Origin of the sequence: Apilactobacillus xinyiensis, from assembly GCF_019656235.1 — a bacterium.
Taxonomy (GTDB): Bacteria; Bacillota; Bacilli; order Lactobacillales; family Lactobacillaceae; genus Apilactobacillus; species Apilactobacillus xinyiensis.
Genome location: NZ_BPLL01000007.1, coordinates 37106 through 58515 on the forward strand (window position 1 = coordinate 37106; position 21410 = coordinate 58515).

Consider the following 21410-nt stretch of genomic DNA (forward strand, 5'->3'; position numbering starts at 1 on the left):
ACAAATTCATATAGCGGAGTGGGTTTATTTGATCAAATTAATGAATGATAAATTACGGCTTATCCGAATGTCTAAAAATATTAAAATTACAGAAGCTGCTAAAGCTGTGCAATGTTCATCTCAAACAATCACACGGTTAGAAAATAATTATGCAACTAATACTAATCTGAACTTATTGTATAAATTATGTCGTTACTATCAAATTAACCTAAGCGATATTATAGAACATGATGAACTTAATACCAAAGTAAATAAAGCAATTCGTTTGTGGGTATTTTTCTTTTTATTGATTACTTTATTCATCTTCCTCAGTTGGTATGCTAAAGCTTCCTTAATTACTATTACATATGTATTAACTGCATTGAGTTTAAATCGAGTAAGCAATTTTAAAAATATTATTCATGAAAATAATATTAAGATTTATCATAAAAAGGCGATTTTGTTATCTACCTTAATGGTCTTATTGTTGTTTACTTCGTTATTAATGTTTATGATATGTGAAGATGTTATGCATCAAAATTATGTTAGAAGCGCAATGCTATTTTTAGAATTAATAGTGGTGTTAGGGGCATTATTACAATATTTAATCAAAAAAAGAGCTTCTTAATAAGAAGCTCTTTTTTTAGTATATAAAATTTACAATGTATACAATGTAGATTTAGTATATTTTTATGTTAGTTATTTTATATTGCGGTAATAAAGCATTTAAACCTTTATCATTAATAATTCCATAGATACCAACTGATTGATGACCAAATTGACCGCAATAGTAACAAATATCGCCGCTCCCTTGATTATCAGTCATTTTTTGTAATCGCTGATGTCTATTTTTTAAAAGATACTTTGCTGTGTGGGCATTGCAATATTTGTTAATAGTTGTGGAGTTGGAATATAAAATATTATGCAGTTGAGCATTAATGGTCATTGATGGCCAAAATACATTTATGAAGATTACATAGCTGATAATGAAAGCAAAAATAGTTAAGAAAAACAGCTTATGTTGAGTTTTAATTAAAATAACGAACATTATTAATATAATAACGAAGCCACTGATAATTACTGTGATGATATCACATCCCTTTGATGCTTTAGTCTAATCCAAACTACCTAATTGTCAATTTGCTGATAAATAATGTTGGCTACCATACTTCCACATCAATTTAGAAACAATAAATAATAGTATTTCTAAAATAGCTAAATAGCCTAAATAAAAGATTACGTTTGAATTTTTAAAGACCATGACTGGTAAATTAGTTACTAATAAAATGGGGAAGACAAATGTGAAAATTATCTGAATAACTTGTGGAAAGATGGGCATTGGACGACTAAATAGATTAGTGGCATTCTCAATAATGCCACCGAGGGCTGAAAAACCATCAATCCAGAAGTTCAAAGAAATCGCGATTTGATTCATTAAGAATATAAAACCAACCCCTAAACCAATTGCGATTAGATATAGGCCGATTGAATAAATGTTCAGTGTTTCATGTCTAATTAGGATAACGGAAAAGCCTCCAGAAATTGCCAAATTAATTATGCTAGGAATGTCAATTCGATTCATTACTAGATACCAATAAGAATTCACTGGTCGAATTAGATCATAATCTAAGGCACCAGTTAAAATCTTGTTACTTAAATTTTCATGACCGATAATAAAGAATATATTGTAAAGATAAACAATATTGCTAATGGTGGTGACTAATAATAAATAATCAGTTTGATGCCAACCATTTAGTTGATTACCCATTGTAAAGTAGACGAATCCGGTAATGACTTCTACCGAGAAGAAAGCGGTGGCCAATATAAAGGTCAGGATACTGGTTGTTTTATAGGCTAAAAATTCTTGTAGGCTCAATTGCCATGCTAAACGTAAGAGTTTCACTTAAATCCCAATCCCTTCATATTTTTTAATTCCGATTTTAATTAGTCGTTGATATACGATCATTGTTAACAATAACCAAATTACAACGGCAATGATATACGGTGATAAATCATTAATTTTATGCGTTATGACTCGAGCTGGAACATCTGACACTAGCGAAAAAGGGTTAAATTGTAACCATCGGAATGTTTTTTGACCTAGAAAAGATAGTGGAAAATACAATCCACCTAAAATTAAAGAACAGGCGTTAATGGCTGAACGCAATGGCCACATGTTAATTAGCCAAAAACTAAGTGTACCAATGACTAGCATTAGGGAAAAGAACATAACAAAGGCTAAAATTAAATAGCCTAGTAGAATAAATGTTAAAGCGTTAGTGGCATGATTACTTAGCAATATAAATAAAGTGAAATTAATACATAAATATGGAAATTGAGTACCAATATAAAATGCCATGTGTTCGCCATATATTGAAATAGGGCGTAATAGGGTGGTCGTTAATTGTCCAGATTGGACTTGATTAGCAAATCTAAAAATGGGACTAGTAGAAAATAAAATGGCAGTTAAATTAGTGATAACCAAGTATTGTATCATTTGATGAGCATTCATCTGGTTAATGGTGTATTTACCACTACTGTAGTAGATACTAAGCCACATGCAAATGCTAATGGTCATCTGCAGCATTTGCGTAATTAGGTTGGTAATTTCATTACTGCGGTAGGTGAACTTAGTGACTAAACCATTCACCCCCATAACTAAATACTTCATAAATTAGTTTTCTCCAAATATAGTTTTTTAATAAAGTCTTCAAGAGAACTGCCATTTCGTTTGATATTTACAATATTGTGAGTGGCAGTTTTTTGCATAAATTCATTTAATTCTCCAGCATCTAATTGGACTTGTTTTGTTTGCCCATTTTCCGTTAAATAGGTACATTCAAAAGTATCACTATCACTAGGGTGAACTGGTAATTGATTAGTATTGCCTTGATAAACAAATTTACCATCAACTAAAATTAAAAGTTTATCAGATAGCATTTCAATGTCTTTTAAATAGTGTGAAGTGATTAAGATGGTGGTATGCCGTTGTCTGTTTTCAGCACGGAGGAACTTATAGATGTGTTGTTGAGTTAGTAAATCAAGGCCTAACGTTGGTTCGTCTAAGAATAAATATTTAGGTTCATGAATTAATGCACAAATCAATTCGCAACGAACACGTTGACCTAATGATAATTTCCGAACTGGTTGATTAATAAATTGATTAGCGTCCAGCATATCGACTAGGGTATTTAAACGTTTAAGATATCGAGAACGTGGCAATTTGTAGATATATGCCAACATGTTTAATGTATCAATAGCGGGTAAATCCCAGCTAAGTTGTGATTTTTGGCCAAATAAAATGCCAACCTTTTGTAGGTATTTAGCTTCACGGTAAGCTGGGTGACGATCATCGACGATTACACTACCAGTGGTAGGAGTTAAAATTCCGGTTAGCAACTTAATAAACGTGGTTTTTCCAGCACCATTGGGTCCCACTAAACCAACCATTTCGCCATCATTGATAGTAATTTGATTACTTTTTAGCGCTTCAATGGTATTAGTTTGACGATGGAAAAAGTCGTGCCAAGCCCCTTTGATACCAGGGGATTTAATAAATGATTCATATGTAAATGTTAGTGCTTGGGTTTTAATCATAATGAACACCTGCCTTAGAATTAGCATCTTTATAATGTTTTTTTAATTTAAATGTAATTTTATCTTAATTATAAAGAAATTCAAGCGTTTATCTTAAATTTTGTTTAAGCGGAATGTTTTTATTTATAAAATAATGCGTGTATACTCACGAATAAGGGCTATTAAGAGTCGAGACTACTTTTAGTGAAAAGTGGTGCATATTTATTTTGCGTCAGTTATCAAAGAAGGGAGTCCTCTACTTATTAAGTTTTTAAGCATCTTAGAATTACTGCTACAAATAATTATTTTCGTTGTTGCAGCAATTGCGCTCATAATCGGGCTAGTTAAAATCAATCAAAATAAGTAAAATCCGTTGATGCCCTTAATCTACACAACGGTTTGATTGAAAGAAGCCCTATATCACTATATAGGGCTTTTTTATTTCGTAATAGGTAGATGATATATGTTGAAAAAATTAATTCGAGTTACCTTGATATGTACTGGAATATGTTTATCAATGTTATTTACAAACTATTCTAATGCTTACGCTAGTAATACAATTCCCAATGCTTTTCGCGGGACGTGGTATAGCTATTGTCATAACAGTTATTACCGTTATTTATCACTTAAATTTACTAAACATGCATTTGCCTATAAAATAAATAATCAAAAATGGTCATGGCAATTCTTGCATAGATGGAATGACAAACTTATAACAAAACATTTAAGTAAACCGCATGCTACTATGAGTATTAGCCGTCACAGTATGTATAAAGTTCATCCATGGATGATGCTTATTAGCTGGCAGAGCAATGGTGAAGGCAACTGGTTTAATGTGCATACTTTTAGTGGGCGACCAGTACTTACTACAATGCAAGGTTCCCAAATTGGTGGTTGCGCACACTATTACAAGACCAAAGCTTTAGCTAAACAATTGTATAAAGTCAAATATAAAAATTTTAGATACTAAAAAAGACATCAACTAATGAAAGTTAATGTCTTTTTATATGTGATAACATAGCAATGTCGGACTATATTATACCATATTTTAGCTTATGGTTATTCATTTTTTCGGCCCCTAATATAAAAATTAATTAGTTCTACACAGTATTCAGTGTCATTTTTGACTGTATTACCCCAAAAATGTATAGGTAGCCATCCTAGTTTTCTTAACTCCGTGTCTTTCTTTTTATCTCGCTCAATGTTGGTCTCAATCTTATTTATCCAATAATCACGATTATGCTTTAAACGTTTTTTCTTTTGTTCCCAATTAAATCCATGCCAAAATTCGCCGTCAACGAATACAGCGATTTTGTATTTAGTGATAGCGATATCTGGTGAACCGGGCAGTTCTTTATAATTTCTACGATATCTAATATTTTGATTCCATAAAGCTTTCGCTAAAATATTTTCTAAAGGGCCTCGTTTTAGCTTTACACTAGACATTCTTTTACTAGTTTTTTGATCAGTTTTCAAACTATATCTTAGCTTTAAATCTTTTCTCAAATTATACCTTCTAAAAATTTAATCTATTAGCTTTTTGATTACATTTAAAATATATGAATTGTTAATCCAAAAAGACTGATTTGTCATATAGTCATCGGAATAGTTGCTTGGCTTGTTTTTCCATTTAGCTGGAGTGGGTAATTGATTGCTATTTGTACTTTCTATATAACTAGATTTTGCAGCGTGTGGTCTTACATGAATTACTGATTGATTGTTTAATTTAATAAAATTATTAGATACTGTACCGTTCTTTTTATAGTTTAATTCTACACCTTGTTTTATTTTATTTTTTGTATCTATCCAAACTTTCATAATATCATTGTTTAAAATATTTTCAGAAATGTGATGCAAAAGGGCACCTTTGAATATGTTGTCACCATTACTCATTTGTTGAAAAACTATAAATAAAAATTTACTTTCGTTAAGATAGTTGTATAAGTCACAACTGTCATTGCCCCAAGTTTGATTTACTAGTTCTTTAAACTTAAATGGTGGTAGAGACATACTCTCTCTGTTCTTCTTATTTGGATTTACTTGGATTGTCTTAGGTATAATTGATGCTTTTTCAAATTCATCGATTCCATTGATATTATTTTTAGAATCTTTTAAACCTAGCATTCTTCTTGCTAGTACGTTATTAATGTTCTTAGCTTTGTTAGTTATTCCAAAATGATCTTTGAGTTGGTTTGTACTCTTACCAATAAATGGACTTAATCTTTCATATATCAGTTGATCTAAAGTTTTACCTTGTATATCGGATGAGCTTTTAATTATTGCTTGATTTTTCTTATTTCCGATAACATAGTCTCTCAATAATCGTGTCATAAAACTGGCTTTAAATGAAAAAGCTCTTTGTTTTGCCATGTTGGTAGAGTATGGTTGTTCTCGTAATGATTTGTGGTTTTTTCCTTTAGTACATGCAGCTAAGTAATTAGTTAGACCTTCATTTAAATCTTCAGCCTTACCGTTTCTGACGTATGCTTGAATTGTCTCCCAGTCTTTTTTGATTATTTCATAATCTACAGGAGACTTTTGCATTTGATATATAATTACATATTTAAAGAACCATTCGCTTTTTGGAATGTTGCTAAGATATTCGTAAAAGGCAATTTCTAACGTATTGTTTTTAGACATAAAATGACTATGCTCAAAATCTTCTTTTACTAAATCAAAGTAATTAATAATATTAAGCACCAGTCTTTCTTTAGCACTATATTGAACTTTGCCATTTTTAGTCTTTTTTAACTTTTTAAAAGGGGTTGCTTTTAACTCAACTACTCCTAGATCTGGTTTACTAGCAGAGTCCTTTTCCTTGCCAAACCATTTTTCAAATACATCGCCCATGGCATTTTTATTGCCTTTTATGTGCATATTAAGTTCTTCAATAAGCTCTTTTTGGGGTTTATTGAGTATCTTTATAGCTCTATTATGTACATCTTCTTTACTCTTGAACTTCAATCTAATCACCCCAGCAGTATATAAATAAATTTGATCTTTTTTCGTAATTATTATATAATAGTAATTAATATTTAACTAGGAATGGAAGGTGCAAAAATGACAAAATCACTAAAAGTGTTAGAGCTTTTTGCTGGTGTAGGTGGTTTTAGAGTCGGATTTGATCATGCAGATTCAGACTTTTTTAAGACTAAATGGGCAAATCAATTTGAACCTTCACGAAAAAGCCAAGATGCTTTTGAAGTTTATAATTATCACTATAAAGATTCAGAAAACATAGGAATCGATATTAACGACATTTCAGATGAAAAGTTTAAATCTATGGATGCTGATATGATTGTTGGAGGATTTCCTTGTCAAGACTATTCAGTTGCTAGATCTAAAAAGAAAGAATTAGGAATCCAAGGTAAAAAAGGGGTATTGTTTTGGCAAATAATTAGAGCTGCTCAAAATATTAATCCTAAATATATGTTATTTGAAAACGTTGATAGACTTTTGAAAGCACCATCTAAGCAAAGGGGAAGAGATTTCTCTATTATGTTGTCTGCTCTTAATAAACTTAACTATTCACTTGAATGGCGAGTTATTAATGCTGCAGACTATGGTGGAGCACAGCGTAGAAGAAGAGTTTATTTATTTGTTTTTAGAAATGATTTACCATATGCTAAACAATTAGATGAGCATTATGAAAATACCTTTATGGATAATGATGATACTTATGATGAATATATCTTTAAGACCGGTTTATTCGCTAAACAATTTCCAATTAAACGTGAATCCTATAAGGATAGAAAAGCATTTTATGAACTACCAGATGATATAGTTGAAGTTTCTGATGAATTTTCTGGTAAAGTTTTTAATACTGGTGTAATGCGACATGGAAAATACTATACTATTGATACTCAAGCTTTAGGAGAGGAACGTCCAACGCCATTAAAGGATATTGTCCAACCTGAAGATGAAGTAGACGATAAGTATTATGTTACTGATGAAAATAAAATTAATAAGTTTAAATACTTAAGAGGTTCTAAAAAAATTGAAAGAATTAGTGCTAATGGGCATAAATATACCTATAGTGAAGGTGGAATGTCTCCGTATGAAGATTTAAATCTTCCTGGTAGAACAATGTTAACTTCTGAAGGTACAGTAAACAGATCTACACATTGGTTAAAAATTAATGATAGATATAGATTACTTACACCGATTGAAGCTGAAAGAATGCAATCATTTCCTGATGATTGGACTAAATATAAGCTAGTCGATGGTGAAATTAAAGAAGTTTCTGACAGAATGAGAATGTTCTTCATGGGGAATGCTTTAGTTACTGATGTAGTTAAAAGAATTGGTTTAGGTATAAAAGACATTGTTAATAAATATGAAAGTTAAATAAAAGCCACTTAGTTTATAACTAAGTGGCTTTTTTGGTAGGGGATTATAATTATTATTCTACTTTACATAACATATATTATCCGAAGTAGCGATTACGTTCCGTTAATAAGGCAATTATTCGCTCATTCAAAAGTTTAGTGTTAACATCAAGAATACAAGAAATGCAAAGGATGTCTTCATATGAAAATTAATGTGCCAACTATGACTAATGGATATTTAGATGATAAATATACTAAACATACATCAGCGGTTAATCAAACTGATGGATCACCATTTATTTCATTTCCAATTAATATTACAGATGTTCCAGAAAACGCCAAATACTTGGCATTTACGTTGACTGATTTAGATTCAATTCCAGTATGTGGCTTTGAGTGGATTCATTGGGTAGCCGCTAATATTCCAGCGGATTGTACCAATATTCCTGAAGATGCTGGACGTAATAATCCATTTAAATGGACACGTGGTTATAATAGTTTAGCTGGTGGTATGCTAAATAAGCGTGATAATCCCATCAGTGCTGGATATGTTGGTCCAACTCCTCCAGATAAAACGCATTATTACACCCTTACAGTGTATGCACTTGATGCTAAATTACCACTACATGATGGATTTTGGTACAACGAATTAATACACACTATGCAAGGTCAGCTGTTAGAAAAATCAGCCGTTACACTACCAGTAAAAGCTTAAACAATTTCCTTACAATTACTAATTTGTAAGGATTTTTTAGTAGTTAATTTTAAATTAAAGAAAATACTAAGTAGTGGATTGTTTTTTACTCTATAAGTTGTATAATCGAATCAATTCAAAGCTTGCTTACTGATGGAGGCGCATTCTTATGTCAGAAAGAAATTTAAACATCTTATTTTTCGTTTTCCTAATAATTAGTCTAGTATTGGGAGTTATGTACAAATACTTCCAATCCCCCTATTTATTATTTTTATCGGTAATGTTTGCCTTTTTCAATCTGATTATCTGTGGTATTTGGGTGGTTAGACTCGCCAAAATAATTTTCAAAGCATTTAAATAAAACGATTAATAATTGTTAGTGAGGCTTTGTAAGCCTCATTTTTTATTTCTATAAATATATTGACTTAGAGTTGACTCTAAGTATTATGATATGAAATATCAATTGATAGAGGAAAGGTTTCCATGGAAAAGTATACTATTGGCGAATTCGCAAAAAAAGTAGGATTAACTTCATATACCCTACGCTATTATGAAAATCAGAAATTAATTATGCCCAAAAGAGATAGACATCAAAGGCGTTACTATACTGATGAAGATATTAAATGGTTAGGCTTTTTACTGTGTCTTAAAAATACTGGCATGACGATGTGTGAAATGAGTAGATACGTAGAATTACGTAGTCAAGGTGATTCTACCATGCATGAACGTAAAAAGTTATTATCCCAAGTTAAAGAGCGTAGTGAACAACAGATTAAAGAAATACAGGATAATTTGAAAGTAGTTAAACATAAAATTGATTGGTATGATGGCAGAATTAATTTCCAAATTAATGAAGACTTCGAATCATACCTTAACAGATTTAATCAAGGAGACGATTAATATGCAAAAAGACAGTGTAGTTAAAAATAATGTTTTCCCCATTGGTGATAAAAACGTAGCTTATGATCAATTTTTTACTGGTCAAAGTTATCTTAAAGGGTTAGTTGCTCCGGCAGATGATATCAATGTAGGCGTTGGCAACGTAACTTTTGAACCAAAATGTCGTAATAATTGGCATATACATCATGATGGTTGTCAAATTTTGTTAGTTACAGCAGGCAAAGGTATTTATCAAGAACTAGGAAAAGCGGCTCAGCTACTAAAACCAGGTGATGTAGTTGTAACTCACGATGGAGTGAAACATTGGCATGGCGCAACTAAAGATAGTTGGTTTACTCATATTGCAATAACTGCTGGAAAACCAGAGTGGCTATCACCAGTTTCAGATGAGAAATATGCTAAAGCTAATTCACAAATAAAGGAGTAGTTAAAATAAAAAACAAGATGCTGGTTGCAAAATGTTAGGCGATTTAGCTCCTAAATTTGCCGAATTAAATGATGATGTGTTGTTTGGACAAGTATGTTCACATACGAACGAACTATCATCTCGTGATTGCAGTATGATTACTCACTTAGCATTTTACGCAGTGTGGCCAAAAGCTTGTTCGGCCTTTAATTCAGTTAAAGAATTTTATATTAACCGAAGAGTCACAAATGTTCAATTACTTCAATATTGAATTTCATTTTAAATGTTTGTATATTTAAAATGGAGTAAAAAATAAAATTAACGGAGAAACCATATATGAAACAATTAAGAATATATACATTGATAAATCAAGCTGCCGCAAACGAATATTTAGAAAATCATTGGGATAAGCACTTAGTTAGTCTTCCTGAGTTTGGTATTCACGTTGAAAAAGTGTTTGGTGAAAATAAATCCAGTGGAAAGTGTCGAGTATTTGCCTTAGTTTCATCTAACCAAAACAACTTGCACGAACTTAATACTAAATATATGCAAAGTGATGCTTTTAAATATGATATGCAAGGTTTTGATATGAATAAAATTGTTGACGTTGAAGATGTTGATTTAATTCCTGGGAAAAATATCAATAATTTATTTTAATTCTAGCATCTTAAATGTCCTTAAACATAATGTTATTTTTACCATAACAGTGCACTAAATATTCGTTAGAGTTTTCTTCAAAAAAGTTGGTTAAAGCGCGCATGATGTAACCTTTTACATTGTGCGCTTTTTGATTAGCACTAATGATAATACTTTTGAGTTTGTTGGGTAGTTGCTGATTGAGTGTCTCGTTCAATTCAAAACGTAACGCTCGATAACCATTGGGACATTCTTTAGCTTCGTTATAAACAAAGCTTTTGGCCTTAAAAATCAATCCAGCATAGTCGTATAAAGTCTTACAATCACCAAATGCGTAGACTTTTAAAACTTCGACCACGTGTTTAGATAGACCACCTTGAGTGATTAAACTATCGCCTAAAGCATTGAACTTGTCGGTTGATATTTTGTTAGTCAGCTCGCCAGTGTCATCTGTATCATTTGTAAATTGATTAGTATGATTAAGTTCAGTCTGATTAGAAGTGCATTTTGACGTTTTAGGCTGCTCATTATGACGCTCATGCGATTTGGGTAAAATAAAATGTGGTAGGAACACTCGATTGGGGGCGTTAAATTGAGACTTCAAAACTAGCCACCCTAACTTAACCAGGCGTTTACACACACGAGTGATTGTAGATAAACTCAAATGAATTCGTTGCGCCATTTCCTCACGAGTATAAATTACGTAATAACTATTATATTTTTTGTCATAAAAGTTGTTATTTTGAATACTTAAATTCATACGATCATACAAGTGTGTCAAAATAGAAACTTCATTTGGTCTTAAGCCGGCTTCTTCAAAAACGTGATACTGTTTATAAAATTGTGTATTAGTCATTATTCTATCCCCTATTTAGATAGAAAAAGGTGCACAAGAATGGACTTGTACACCTTATATTATGTAATATATTGAAATAACACCGTAAATGTCATATAATAATCAAGCATTAGCAGAATTATCTGTTGTGCATTTAGGGCGTTAAACGGTGAGCAAGTAGTTGTCTTACTTGTTAGCTGATAAATAATTATTGGTAGTAATTATTTATCAACGCTCTTTTTCTATGTGATTTTTAGTTACGCAAGCAGTATGTTAACTTTTTGCGTATATAAACACTTTATAGAAATAATCGCTCAATGTCAATGCTTTTATGTGATTTTTTTAAATAAAATATTATTAATCAAATATAAAAATACTTATAATTCAACTTTAGGTATAAGAAAAGACATTCTGTATTCTTGAATGTCTTTTTATTATTCAGCTAATTGATAACTAGCATCAATCAAGGGCTTTAGTTCCCCCATGGTCATTTCATCAGCATTTAGATTAATGCTAATCCAATGCTCTTTATTCATATGATAAGCGGGAAAGTATGCATCTTTTCCCAGTAAAATGCCAATTAACTCGGGTTCTAGTTTTAAATTAATTAAGTTAATCTGCTTTGATCCAGCTAACCCCATTTTACTTTCTTTAATATCCATCACGATACCAAACCACTTATGATTATCTAAACGTCTAAATACATCATAGTCAGGAAATTTAGTGAAACGTTTTTCAGCTTTCACATGAAATGTTTTTTCGATGTATTCATTAATTTGAGTACGCTCAATCAAATAATCGCCTCGCTTAAATATTTGCTTTGTGTCTATATTTTACTATCTATGACTTTAAATGGGTATGGATTAACTTAATAATTAAAAAAGTGGCACCTAATAAATGTTAGGTGTCACTTTTTTAGCTTTAGAACAACTGCATCATAAAAATTATACAGGCTCCTAAAAATATCATCTGTTTAGAATTTATATGCATTTTTGTGTAGATGCAACGAGCAAGATATATCAAATAGAAAATATATAAAGCGATTAACAATAAGCTGATTATGCCATACATTATTCTACTGAAAATAGGGATCATTTTAAACATAAATAAAGTAACGGATAAAAAATTAACAAACAGCGCAATTATCCGTATGCATAAATTTTTGTCAATACTTTTTAGCATGCTCGCACCTCCGGTGATGATCTGAAAATATTGCAGGATAGCTACCTTATTGATATGACATACTTTAAAACTAAATTAAGCCTAAGTCATTTAGCATACCAGTTCTAAACCTTATTGATATGACATACTTCTAAAACCAATTAAGTATGATTGTTTTGAATATTGTGGTTCTAAACCTTATTGATATGACATACTTCTAAAACAAAAATCACTCCATTTTCTCTCATTTTCGGGTTCTAAACCTTATTGATATGACATACTTCTAAAACAGCCATAGTCATCATGCATTCTTTGAAACTGTTATAAACCTTATTGATATGACATACTTCTAAAACGTTCGGCACCACCTTCGGCAGTATCTGGGTGTTATAAACCTTATTGATATGACATACTTCTAAAACGCATTAAGTATTGCTTTAGAATGTAGATATGTTATAAACCTTATTGATATGACATACTTCTAAAACAGCATGTTGCTATAAAGCTGAACTTTGTTGGTTATAAACCTTATTGATATGACATACTTCTAAAACAGCGACTGCCACTAATTCAGTTGGCACAAGGTTATAAACCTTATTGATATGACATACTTCTAAAACCCATTATCAGTAGCACTCTTTAGTTTAGCTGTTATAAACCTTATTGATATGACATACTTCTAAAACACTTGTTTGGATTATAGATTGGCGGTTGTTGTTATAAACCTTATTGATATGACATACTTCTAAAACCCAAAGGTTAGGCTCTAAGACTTTGTACAGGTTATAAACCTTATTGATATGACATACTTCTAAAACTTCTTTTTGCGCAATTATCAAGCATTTCTAGTTATAAACCTTATTGATATGACATACTTCTAAAACTCTTTAGCAACATCAAAATAATGGCCATTCGTTATAAACCTTATTGATATGACATACTTCTAAAACTAGCATCTTCTGGCAATGTTTTTAACAAAAGTTATAAACCTTATTGATATGACATACTTCTAAAACCGTTGTTTTCTCATTTGATTTTAATAATGCCAATCAATAAAATCTTCGTCAATGTAATGAAAATTACATTTTTCAAATAAATGACGTTGATTAAGACTCATAAACTCAACAATAAATACAGCAACACCTGCATTATTACATAAGTTAACTAAATCTTGGATTTGTTTAGGATTAAGATAATGAGCTACATTAGTTAGTCCTAAAACTTTTTTATCGTTACATTCTAGATGTAGTTTAATCAATACCCTTATTATATCATAAGGATTGCTAAAGTTTGAGCCATCTATATGAATTTTTGCGTACTTAAAAATGTTGATCAAATCATTGCTAAACGTTACTTTTAAGGGCAAATCTGCCATGAATAATTGTTCTTGGACTGTACAGTATATTTTATCGTTAACTGCATGCAGCTGATTAATTTCATCTTCAGTTAAACCTTTAACAAATTTTTTTATAAATTGATTGATATAGGCTGTAAAATTGACTTTATTACTCATGACATCCCCAACCCAATCAATAGCATCATTAACAGACAATTTATCATAGTTGTCATTGCATATAATTAAATTTTCTTGATAGTCATTCATACTATTAATGATGTCTAAATAAGTAGTTTGATTATTAGTGCCTAAAACCGTTACTTCCCCATTATGAACATCAACAGCATCATGTGTTAAATAAGATATTTTCACAGTATAATTGTCCTTTCTGACGAGTTTCGAACATCTTTAACTGGTTTGCCGGTTATAAAATGCATGTCGTTATATTGCTTTTCAGTCAGCATAAAGCTTTGAACAGTGCCTTGAGTTGGAGCAAAATCTGCAACTCTTTTTTCTAAAAAGTTAGCCGATTTTTTAGTGACACAAACCCTAGAATAAACAGAATATTGAACCATGATAAAACCTTCATTAATTAGTTTTTTATGAAAGTTACGGTAATCGCGGCGATGCTTACTTGTATCGACTGGTAAATCAAACATTATCATTAAGCGCATTATTCGGTACCTCATTTATAAAATCCACCTCTATTTTTGTAGGCTTGCCATTAGTAAGGAAATTTAAGCAGTCATCAGTATATTTTTCAATTGCATTCTTTAATATAGTAACTTCACCGTTATATATAATTTCAATATTCAACAGTTCAACTAGCCCAAACTTAATATCTGGAGTAAAGTCATTAAACTGTTTGCTGTTCAACCATAAGTCCACAATTGGTCTAAACGGTTCCATTAGGTCTGAGCTTAAATTAAAAGCATTTTCTTCACTATGATGATGAATGCCTAGATACGTTAAGTAACCTTTCATTACAATTTCACGATTAAAATTGGACAGTAAAATGGAATATCCATAGTTTAAGGCGTTATTCATGGGTGAAAAATCACGACGTTTAAATTCTTTACCAAATAATTGTTCAAAATATTTTCTTGCGACCACCGCTTCACGATTTGTCACATCATTTAATTCTAATTGGTCTAACTCGTCTGATAGTTTTTGAGTATCATGGTTGTACATTTTTAAAACTTTAATTTGGTTCATAATTTTGCGGTTAACAATTTTGGTCCACAGCAATTCCATTCGTGCTTGGGGCCAATTATATTGACATTCGAGGGTGTCTAAGCTCCGATTATTAGGATAATATTCTACGGTTTCACAAGCAGGACTATGGCTTTCGTCAGTAAAAATTATTTTAACGTGGTTTTTGTTTAGGCTATTAATTAATTCAGTAGTGATGACCGCTTGTGTAGTTTGTACTACTAATAGGTAAATATCTTCAATTGGAATGGTATTAATTCCTTCAATAGTTTGTACAATCATTGAATGTGCTGAGTATGATAGTTTAGCGTGTTGCGAGATAATGACACTTCGCCACCCCATAAACATTCCTCCTTAGTAAAAAAGATTGATTCTTAAGAATCAATCCTTTAATATTTATAAATCTTTAACTACTACATAGTGTGAAAAGATACCAGTAGGAGATTGATAGTATATACGTGCATTTGGTGATACTGGGATTCCTGTCTTAATTTGCATTTTACCTAGCGGAGTACTCATCCCTAGTTCATTTAACTTTATATTCGTTGGATTATTATGCAATGATTCTAATATATTGATTAATATCATATATTTACCCTTTGCAACTTTGCTGTTTGTCTTTTTATCATAATTAGGTAGTTTAACAAACTTTTCTAATCCTTCATTGAGCTTATTTCTGAAATTGTTAGTGTCATAAATTGGCATATACTTATTTAGTTTTTCTAAAATATCTTTATAAACATTAATGTATCTCTGACTTAGCTCATCTTCACTAAGACTACTGATGAAATCTTTATCACCTAAAGTTTTCATGGAATCAACAGATAAAACTAGTTGCTTAGCATTGTACTTATAGGCGGCACTGCCCAAAGTATATTTTACGTCGCCATCAACAATTAATTGACGGTACATAACTTTATTCAACAGAACTCTGAAAGCTATGGTTTGCTTACTGATGTTTTGTTTAGCAATATTATTCAAAATCTCATTGTAAGCTTGCTCATCTGTATTGCTTAAACGCTTTAACTTGTTAGCGTATCGCATTGGAATTCCAATGAACTTATAAGTTTTATTTTGCTGCTTATCAGTCATTTCAATTAATGCCATATAAGCGGACTTTTCACCGCTATGGCCACCATATACACTAGGGTTTCTACTGTTCTTTAATGGGATTAAGTGTTTTTTACCAGCCTTAGGTGAGTATAATGATGCATCAAATAAAGCTCCCTTGCGAGTAGTGACTTCATGGTTTACTAACATGAATTTATATTTGTAAATATCATTTAGCTTTTCAATTAAACTATCACGGTTTAAAATCACTTCTTCTTTAACATTGTCACGAATTTCTGATTTCTTTCCATTAGTAATCTCATGTAGAAAATCAAAAGTTTTTAAATCCTTTAAGTCGTCAATGTCCATTTGTTTATGTTCATCATAAACGAAATAGTTACGTAATTTTGGATAACGTTGATATAGATAACGACCTATGGCTGCGGTGAGATAAGCATCTAAAGCATGATGATAGTCATTTACCGCACGCACTTTATATAGGTTAAAGGTTTTACGTATTTCTGAATTCATTTTGGCTTTAACTTCAATTATCTTAGTATCACCGTTATATCTATCACCTAAAATGTTAGCTACCAGCTTAATAACTTGACTAGTTTCAACTAGCTGACGTTGAATAAATCCACGTCGAGCATATTTATTAACGTTGTCTAATGTGGTACAAAGATTGGTTAATTTACGTTTAGGGATTAATTCCATTTTAGCTAACTTATGCCAGCTTTGTTTTACATTTTCGCTGATATTTAAACCTTGTAAGGGCGTGTTGTTACCCTTGTCTTCGTTAGTTTTATGATTAGTTAACACTCGGTTACTTAATGAATTATCTTTAACGAAAGCGCGTGGGATAATGTGATCAATATGATAATTAGGCACATCGTCAATATTAATAGGCTCACCAGTATAGATATCTTTACCTAATTGTGTAAAGTATAAGTAGTATTGATCGGTCAATTTACCCATACGTTTTTTAGTATCTTTTAACTCGTCTTTTAATTGCTTGCTAACTTCACTTGCTAGACTCTTGAATAAATTATCAATGTTCTTAAATCTAGTTTTAGATATTTCGCTACTATCTTTTGGTGAACGTGTGAATTCAATAGATACCGAACTAGGCTTTTGACCGTCCATGGCACGTTCGATATCTTCAACCACCTTGATGGTTTGACGGATAGCTTTTTTATTTTGTGGTGAAGTAAAGGCATTATCTAAAATGCTTTCCATTCCCAAAGATTTCAATTGTTTACCATTGATTTTATCAATTTGTTTTTTTATTGATGGATTGGAAACTGCTTGCATAAAATTAACTTGGCTATTCCAAAGTGTATCAATAATACGTTCTCCATTTTCATTCACAATTTCTGTTAAAAGTCGTTTAGATAGGCGCCCCCAACCACTATAACGTTTATTGACGAATTGTTTGCGTTGTTCATCGGTAAGCCAATCTAATTCTTTCAATTTGTCTGCGAAAATGTTGCGATCTTCAAAAACAGTCGACCATTCCACGATTTTTTCTAAATCGTTTTTAATTTTTTCATTTTCGAAAACATCTGGATTTAAAATGTTTTTAAAGTCAACATATGTGCTAAGGCTATTGTTAAAATGCTTTTCATCGGCTAAACCAGTAATGTTTGGAGTCGATGGATAGTGAAATGCACTCATTAAATAGGTTTGTAATCTTTTAATTGTGATGTTTTTATGTTGCTTAAATAAGTCATTAAAAATAGCTTGTTTTTGTGCCGTGGTTAAGCGATGACTATTTACTTTAACCATGTTCAGTTCATTTAATACCTTGAATTCTTGGTAGATTAAACTGTTGTCTGGTAGCACATCTTCACTTAGTAAATAACTGTCTTTGACCGTCATACGCTTAATGAAAGCGTTAGCGGTTTTAGTACGGTCAACTTTTTCATCAAAATTCCAAGGCGTTATTTCACCGGCTGCCTTACGTTTCATCCATGCGAAGTTAGCACCAGAAGTTTTAGTTTGATCTTCAGGTGTAATCATTGGACCAACATAGTATGGAACTCTAAAAGTTACAAGCTCGTCCAGCTTATATTTAGCAATATGCTGACGTTTTTGATTAGGATTCAATTCAGCTAAAAATGGATAATATTGCTTTTGCTTATCAATAATTTTATCCATTTCAAGTTGATGGACTTGATGAGGCAAGTTACCATTTTCATTAGTACGTTGTTTAGGTAAATAATCATTATTGTTGATGTCTTGACGAATATTTTCAATTGTTGCTTTCATTGCTTCATTATTACCCCAAGGATGACTAATGGGATTATCAAGAATAGCCTGCATGTCTGATGAATTAACATACTTACTATTTTTAGTTACTTTCGATTCCATGTTGAAGATTAGTTTACTTAATTTAGAGCTTTTATCATCATTCAGATATTGTTTTATAGCATCTTTAAAGTATTTTATATCCATGCCATCTAAATTATTATTGACAATTTTTTTTAGGCTATCGTATAAAACCGGGTTACCAATCAAGCTTAACAAAGCATTATAAAAAGCAGTTTTAGAAATGACATGACGTTCATTTTTAAATAATCTTTTAATCTCTGTTTTGGCATTACTATCATTAATACTATTTGATAGACAATCTTCAACTGCTTTTAAATTATTTTTAAATTCTTCTGAATCGAAGTTACCAACATACATGGCGTATAAGATTTTTATATTTCTTTTTAAATCACTATTACTAGGCAAAACGTTTAACACGCTATCTTTTAAAATGCGTAGTTGTTCTTTATGTTGATTGTATTTATCAATCATAGATTGTGATAGTGATTTACCGTTAGGGATGATTTGGTTCAAACGAACTCGCGAATATAAAGTTTTAAGTTCAGTTAAAATAGTGCCTTGAGTTTCGTTTAAAACTTCCATAACGCTAGCTAATTGATCTTCACTATTTTCATCTGACAGACAAAGTTTAAATTGGTCGTCATTTTCAAAATGCAATAATTTTTTAATGTCAGTTTTATATCCTAATACTAGCTTGGTGATTTCAGTAGCGATATCTTTATTAAGCTTATCGACTGCTTTTTGCAGTGTTTTATCTTGCATGTCAGAATGAACTTGTAGCAATTTAATGATTTGCTTTTGTTTATTAATATTTGTAATCTTATTATCTAACAAAATTGCACTAATTTTATTGACGTTATCTACATTGATTTTGAAATTAATAGATAATTTTTCGTATAATTCGTTTACTTTGTATACAATATCTTCTAGATGTAAGTCAGATATTTCAAAAGAGCTAACCGGAGTACTGTCTAAGAAGTTACCACGATATTTAACGATATGTTTTAAAGCTAAATAAATTTCACGAATGTCAGCCTTTTCGTTGCTATTCATTAAACGATTGCGTAAGTGGTAAATTGTTTGATTGCTAGCATAATATGTACTATCTGTAATATCAGGAAATAATAAAGATCCATAGTATTTTTTATTTTCATCTTTAGGTGACATATCTGATTCATGCATTCTTTGCAGAAAATTTTCATCAACTGCGTTTAAGTATGGTTCAAAAATATTATCTAATAAATGCATTCTCCAACGACGACGACTATATCGACGACGGGCGCCACGTTTGGTTCTTCTTTCCTCTGCAGTTTGTCCTTCATTGAATAGACGAGCACCAATAATATTTTTGCCATGTTTATGAATGATATTGTTATTGTCGTCTATTGCAACAAAACCAACTGATGATGTTCCAATGTCTAAACCTAAATGGTAGTTTTTCATATAAGCCTCCAAATTTTTATTATTTTTTAATTATATATTAATAAATAATAAAAAAACTTGCAATAGGTAATTTTTTATAATAGAATTAATTTTGTTGGGTAGCTCCCGACGGATAAACCTTATTGATATGACATACTGAGTTAAAATCAAACAAGGCATTAGCCAAGTTTATCCCTAAAGGCCATTTATATGTGGCATTTACATAAAAAGCTCAGAATAGCTTAGTTATTCTGAGCTTTTGTTTTACATTTAAATCTTGTATATAGCATATTTTATTAGAATTTGATGAGAAAACAACGGTTTTAGAAGTATGTCATATCAATAAGGTTTAGAACTTAGCGTGAATTCCTATGCCATCAATAAACGTTTTAGAAGTATGTCATATCAATAAGGTTTAGAACTATAAAAAGTCTCAAAAAGCTGCATTAAAAGTTTTAGAAGTATGTCATATCAATAAGGTTTAGAACTCACCTCCTCCTGCTTTTCCTTGTGGATCAGTTTTAGAAGTATGTCATATCAATAAGGTTTAGAACAATCTTTACAACAAAGTTTTCCCAAAGTTAGTTTTAGAAGTATGTCATATCAATAAGGTTTAGAACACTCATAATCATCACTAAGTTTGTTGCACTGTTTTAGAAGTATGTCATATCAATAAGGTTTAGAACTGAACGGTGTACAAATTGCACCTAACAAGTGTTTTAGAAGTATGTCATATCAATAAGGTTTAGAACACACGTTAGTTTCAAAACAAGTAAAGGCTAGTTTTAGAAGTATGTCATATCAATAAGGTTTAGAACTCCAACTATCACTATGATCAAAGTTAACGGGTTTTAGAAGTATGTCATATCAATAAGGTTTAGAACATGAATGATATGTATGATTTGGACACACTAGTTTTAGAAGTATGTCATATCAATAAGGTTTAGAACGTGGTGTAGCAAGGTCGACCATACAGTTATGTTTTAGAAGTATGTCATATCAATAAGGTTTAGAACTAAATCTAATGAATAATGCGTTAGTTACAAGTTTTAGAAGTATGTCATATCAATAAGGTTTAGAACTTGCTTTTCGAATTAAGCGGCAACCATAGTGTTTTAGAAGTATGTCATATCAATAAGGTTACTGTTTATAACTATCTATTTATGAATAACCAAAGTAAAAGACCATTAGTGAAAACACTTAATGGTCTTTTACTTTTATTTAACTGGATATAAGTATTCGTTAGTTACGTACCCTTTAGTTACCGGTATGTAGTAATAAGTTTCGCCTTTATACTTATAAGTTTTAGTTAGCTTAAATGGTTTTACTTTTTTTACATAACAAGACTGAGTTCGCTTAACCCCATGCTTAGTATGATGAAACTTGTATACTACACTGACGTTCATTGCGTTTATGTAATGCTTGCCCTTTTTAATCTTGCTGGCAGATGCGCTAACTGTACTTGAAACTAAGCCTAATGCGACTAATCCGCATATGGATAATGATTTAAACATTTTTAGCTTCATAACCAAAATCTCCTT

Annotated in this window: 21 protein-coding genes and 2 CRISPR repeat arrays; of the genes, 8 read left to right on the forward strand and 13 right to left on the reverse strand. The window is 31.1% G+C overall.

The window, feature by feature from the left end; translation table 11 throughout:
- Positions 1-40: 40 nt before the first annotated feature.
- Positions 41-607 carry a helix-turn-helix domain-containing protein gene (locus K5Q11_RS02675; RefSeq protein WP_220751135.1) on the forward strand — a complete coding sequence of 189 codons (567 nt, stop codon included), beginning with the start codon at positions 41-43 and terminating at the stop codon, positions 605-607.
- A 51-nt stretch (positions 608-658) separates the two neighbouring features.
- Here the strand turns inward: K5Q11_RS02675 and K5Q11_RS02680 are convergent, their stop codons facing one another.
- The 4 genes from K5Q11_RS02680 to K5Q11_RS02695 all read right to left on the reverse strand — a co-directional run bounded on the left by K5Q11_RS02680 (position 659) and on the right by K5Q11_RS02695 (position 3576).
- Entirely contained in the window at positions 659-1027 is a 369-nt protein-coding gene (locus K5Q11_RS02680) for a hypothetical protein (protein WP_220751136.1), read from the reverse strand.
- An 87-nt stretch (positions 1028-1114) separates the two neighbouring features.
- Positions 1115-1882 (reverse strand): ABC-2 family transporter protein, encoded by a 768-nt coding sequence (locus tag K5Q11_RS02685; protein WP_220751137.1) that lies wholly within the window; start codon positions 1880-1882, stop codon positions 1115-1117.
- On the reverse strand, positions 1883-2650 hold the full coding sequence (locus tag K5Q11_RS02690) for an ABC-2 family transporter protein (protein ID WP_220751138.1): 768 nt from the start codon (positions 2648-2650) through the stop codon (positions 1883-1885). It lies immediately after the preceding gene.
- On the reverse strand, positions 2647-3576 hold the full coding sequence (locus tag K5Q11_RS02695; RefSeq protein WP_220751139.1) for an ABC transporter ATP-binding protein: 930 nt from the start codon (positions 3574-3576) through the stop codon (positions 2647-2649). Before K5Q11_RS02695 ends, K5Q11_RS02690 begins: the two co-directional genes overlap by 4 nt.
- A 442-nt stretch (positions 3577-4018) precedes the next feature.
- Between K5Q11_RS02695 and K5Q11_RS02700 the strand changes: the two genes are divergently transcribed.
- Positions 4019-4525 (forward strand): hypothetical protein, encoded by a 507-nt coding sequence (locus K5Q11_RS02700; RefSeq protein WP_220751140.1) that lies wholly within the window; start codon positions 4019-4021, stop codon positions 4523-4525.
- A gap of 89 nt (positions 4526-4614) precedes the next feature.
- Here K5Q11_RS02700 and K5Q11_RS02705 read toward each other — a convergent pair whose 3' ends face one another.
- Both K5Q11_RS02705 and K5Q11_RS02710 read right to left on the reverse strand, forming a co-directional pair.
- Positions 4615-5061 (reverse strand): very short patch repair endonuclease, encoded by a 447-nt coding sequence (locus K5Q11_RS02705; protein WP_285289885.1) that lies wholly within the window; start codon positions 5059-5061, stop codon positions 4615-4617.
- 18 nt (positions 5062-5079) lie between these two features.
- The gene (locus tag K5Q11_RS02710) at positions 5080-6519 is read right to left on the reverse strand and encodes a Sau3AI family type II restriction endonuclease (RefSeq protein WP_220751141.1); all 1440 of its coding nucleotides are present in this window, start codon (positions 6517-6519) and stop codon (positions 5080-5082) included.
- Positions 6520-6615: 96 nt separating this feature from the next.
- Here K5Q11_RS02710 and dcm point away from each other — a divergent pair, with 96 nt between their 5' ends.
- From dcm to K5Q11_RS02740, 6 genes are all read left to right on the forward strand, one after another.
- A complete protein-coding gene (gene dcm, locus K5Q11_RS02715) occupies positions 6616-7902 on the forward strand; it encodes a DNA (cytosine-5-)-methyltransferase (protein WP_220751142.1) in 1287 nt (428 codons plus the stop codon).
- Positions 7903-8085: 183 nt separating this feature from the next.
- Complete coding sequence (locus K5Q11_RS02720) at positions 8086-8598, forward strand: YbhB/YbcL family Raf kinase inhibitor-like protein (protein ID WP_220751143.1); 513 nt, start codon at positions 8086-8088, stop codon at positions 8596-8598.
- A gap of 462 nt (positions 8599-9060) precedes the next feature.
- Positions 9061-9477 carry a MerR family transcriptional regulator gene (locus tag K5Q11_RS02725; protein ID WP_220751144.1) on the forward strand — a complete coding sequence of 139 codons (417 nt, stop codon included), beginning with the start codon at positions 9061-9063 and terminating at the stop codon, positions 9475-9477.
- A gap of 1 nt (position 9478) precedes the next feature.
- Positions 9479-9904: a cupin domain-containing protein gene (locus K5Q11_RS02730; protein ID WP_220751145.1), complete on the forward strand. Its 426-nt coding sequence runs from the start codon at positions 9479-9481 to the stop codon at positions 9902-9904.
- Positions 9905-9935: 31 nt separating this feature from the next.
- Positions 9936-10154, forward strand: coding sequence for a hypothetical protein (locus K5Q11_RS02735; protein WP_220751146.1), 219 nt, complete (start codon positions 9936-9938; stop codon positions 10152-10154).
- A gap of 65 nt (positions 10155-10219) precedes the next feature.
- Positions 10220-10540, forward strand: a complete 321-nt coding sequence (locus tag K5Q11_RS02740; protein ID WP_220751147.1) for a hypothetical protein — start codon at positions 10220-10222, stop codon at positions 10538-10540.
- Between the two features lie 10 nt (positions 10541-10550).
- Here K5Q11_RS02740 and K5Q11_RS02745 read toward each other — a convergent pair whose 3' ends face one another.
- From K5Q11_RS02745 to K5Q11_RS02775, 7 genes are all read right to left on the reverse strand, one after another.
- On the reverse strand, positions 10551-11375 hold the full coding sequence (locus tag K5Q11_RS02745) for a replication initiator protein A (protein WP_220751148.1): 825 nt from the start codon (positions 11373-11375) through the stop codon (positions 10551-10553).
- A gap of 413 nt (positions 11376-11788) precedes the next feature.
- The gene (locus K5Q11_RS02750; protein ID WP_251067900.1) at positions 11789-12148 is read right to left on the reverse strand and encodes an MmcQ/YjbR family DNA-binding protein; all 360 of its coding nucleotides are present in this window, start codon (positions 12146-12148) and stop codon (positions 11789-11791) included.
- A 489-nt stretch (positions 12149-12637) separates the two neighbouring features.
- Positions 12638-13531: direct repeats of the CRISPR family, unit length 36 nt; unit sequence GTTCTAAACCTTATTGATATGACATACTTCTAAAAC.
- A gap of 20 nt (positions 13532-13551) precedes the next feature.
- Positions 13552-14223, reverse strand: a complete 672-nt coding sequence (gene csn2 / locus K5Q11_RS02755) for a type II-A CRISPR-associated protein Csn2 (RefSeq protein ID WP_220751149.1) — start codon at positions 14221-14223, stop codon at positions 13552-13554.
- A complete protein-coding gene (cas2, locus tag K5Q11_RS02760; protein WP_220751150.1) occupies positions 14220-14525 on the reverse strand; it encodes a CRISPR-associated endonuclease Cas2 in 306 nt (101 codons plus the stop codon). Before cas2 ends, csn2 begins: the two co-directional genes overlap by 4 nt.
- On the reverse strand, positions 14503-15405 hold the full coding sequence (cas1, locus tag K5Q11_RS02765; protein ID WP_220751151.1) for a type II CRISPR-associated endonuclease Cas1: 903 nt from the start codon (positions 15403-15405) through the stop codon (positions 14503-14505). The genes cas2 and cas1 overlap by 23 nt, the downstream gene beginning before the upstream one ends.
- A gap of 54 nt (positions 15406-15459) precedes the next feature.
- Positions 15460-19890, reverse strand: a complete 4431-nt coding sequence (cas9, locus tag K5Q11_RS02770) for a type II CRISPR RNA-guided endonuclease Cas9 (RefSeq protein WP_220751152.1) — start codon at positions 19888-19890, stop codon at positions 15460-15462.
- A gap of 299 nt (positions 19891-20189) precedes the next feature.
- A CRISPR array of direct repeats spans positions 20190-21017; the repeat unit is 36 nt; unit sequence GTTTTAGAAGTATGTCATATCAATAAGGTTTAGAAC.
- 69 nt (positions 21018-21086) lie between these two features.
- Complete coding sequence (locus K5Q11_RS02775; RefSeq protein WP_220751153.1) at positions 21087-21395, reverse strand: hypothetical protein; 309 nt, start codon at positions 21393-21395, stop codon at positions 21087-21089.
- Positions 21396-21410 lie beyond the last annotated feature (15 nt).